The sequence below is a fragment of the Methanobrevibacter sp. genome (genome assembly GCF_045541095.1).
GTDB lineage: Archaea > Methanobacteriota > Methanobacteria > Methanobacteriales > Methanobacteriaceae > Methanocatella.
Map to the genome: position 1 here is coordinate 1 of NZ_JAZQIJ010000111.1, position 1,754 is coordinate 1,754.

The following is a 1,754-nucleotide window of genomic DNA, read 5'->3' on the forward strand; positions in this document are numbered from 1 at the left end:
AGGCGGTCAATCTCATCGACAGTCTCCTCATGGGTCGGGAAGAACTTATCTCCAAGAACAGTCAATATTTCAACTTTTCTCGCCTCATCTGAAATTGTTTTAATGTTTCCAAAAAGCACCACGCTCTTGAATGTGTACCACCAGCTGTTTTCTGCTTTAACACCTTCATTCAAAACGCAATATGAACATTTGGAATGATTCCTGATGGCGTCATTTTTATGGCCTGTTTTAGCTCCATGGAAATAGAGTTTACCGTCAACATAAACATGGTTCATCGGAACGGTGTAAGGGTAATCGTAATCTCCTAAAAGGGCAAGTATCCCTCTAGGCTGACTAATCAGTATTTCCTCACATTCCTCTTTTGAAAGTTCCTGACCCGCACGTCTCATATTTCTAAACATATTAATATATCTATAAATACTATCTAAAATATCTATATGTCTGAATTAACATTTAGAAACGCTGAAGAAAATGATGTTGGTTTAATCCTTGAATTCATTAAAAAGCTTGCTGATTATGAAAAAAGATTGGATGAAGTTATTGCAACTGAAGATGATATCAGAAAATGGGTTTTCGAAAAGCATCAAGCAGAAGTCATCTTTGCTCTCGAAGACGATAAAGTGATTGGATTTGCCCTTTTCTTTTTAAGTTTTTCAACATATATAGGTAATGTCAATCTTCACCTCGAAGACTTGTTTGTCGACCCTGAATACAGAGGCAAGGGCTACGGCAAGGCATTGCTTAAAAAGCTTGCCGGAATTGTAGTGGACAGAGGTTATGGAAGGTTTGAGTGGACCTGCCTTTCATGGAACAAGCCAAGCATTGACTTTTACCTGTCCCTGGGTGCGGAGCAGAAGGACTGGAACGTGTTTCACTTAACCGGCGATGCCTTGAAAAAGTTAGCTGACGAATAATTAAGTAAGAGCTTGAACTCTTACATTACTCTTTTTAGAATATTGAACATTAATTTTGAAAATGCCTTTTTAAACAATCCCAATTTTACTTCAGGTGAAAAATCATGATTTATGAAACCTGTCTCCCGCCAGTATCTCACATCGGCAGGAATGCCATCTTTCTTTAACGCCATAGCTTTCCAAACATCAAAAAAGATAATGTCTCCAAGTTTCGGCGAATGCCTTTTACCGGATTCAACATCCTCCCTAAATTTGACGGCAGCCTTGTCAATTGTTTTTGTATCCAGAGAATCCTTTCCTCCGCAGGCAAAAGCTATTTTATAGACCTTATTCACTCCCCAGTGCCTTAATGTTTCATCAATGTATTTTGCAACATCCTTATGACCTGCACCTGCTGTTGTAACTACAACCAGTGCCTTTTTTGTGAAAAATTCAGGCCTGTGATAGAAGTAGGCCGTATGGTCGAATAGATTTTTTAGAAGTGCAGTCACATTCATTGCATACACCGGAGATGCGATTATGATTCCGTCAGCACGTCTCATTTTCTCAACAATGGGATTTACAACATCAAAATGAGGACATCTCTCCTCCCCTTCCATTATGCATTTAAAGCATCCGTTGCACATTGGAATCTTTTCATTTATTAGTTGAATCTCTTCAAATTCACCATCCAAATTTTGTTTGGCCCTGTTTACCACTGACCATGTATTCTTCTTTCTTGGAGATCCGTTAATTATAACATATTTCATCTAAACACCCAATTGTCCTTCTAAAACTAATTTTTCCTTAAACTCAAATTGCCTGTCGAACTCATCTAACTCTTTTTCATCAACATCAAAT

General features: G+C 38.1%; 3 protein-coding genes. 1 reads left to right on the plus strand and 2 read right to left on the minus strand.

The genetic code is table 11. The features are described from left to right. Positions 1-401, minus strand: a 401-nt coding sequence (locus tag ACKI2P_RS04780; protein WP_407375504.1) for a pyridoxamine 5'-phosphate oxidase family protein, incomplete at its 3' end; no start/stop codon positions are given. Positions 402-437: 36 nt separating this feature from the next. Here ACKI2P_RS04780 and ACKI2P_RS04785 point away from each other — a divergent pair. Beyond that, positions 438-914 (plus strand): GNAT family N-acetyltransferase, encoded by a 477-nt coding sequence (locus ACKI2P_RS04785; RefSeq protein ID WP_407375506.1) that lies wholly within the window; start codon positions 438-440, stop codon positions 912-914. Positions 915-934: 20 nt separating this feature from the next. On the opposite strand, the gene ACKI2P_RS04790 is transcribed toward ACKI2P_RS04785, so the two are convergent. Then, positions 935-1,663: a flavodoxin family protein gene (locus ACKI2P_RS04790; protein ID WP_407375507.1), complete on the minus strand. Its 729-nt coding sequence runs from the start codon at positions 1,661-1,663 to the stop codon at positions 935-937. Positions 1,664-1,754: the final 91 nt, after the last annotated feature.

What these genes read in the sequence shown, in the direction of transcription:
- ACKI2P_RS04785 (WP_407375506.1), top strand. Translation starts at nt 438, where the DNA reads ATGTCTGAATTAACATTTAGAAACGCTGAAGAAAATGATGTTGGTTTA.
- ACKI2P_RS04790 (WP_407375507.1), bottom strand. Translation starts at nt 1,663, where the DNA reads ATGAAATATGTTATAATTAACGGATCTCCAAGAAAGAAGAATACATGG.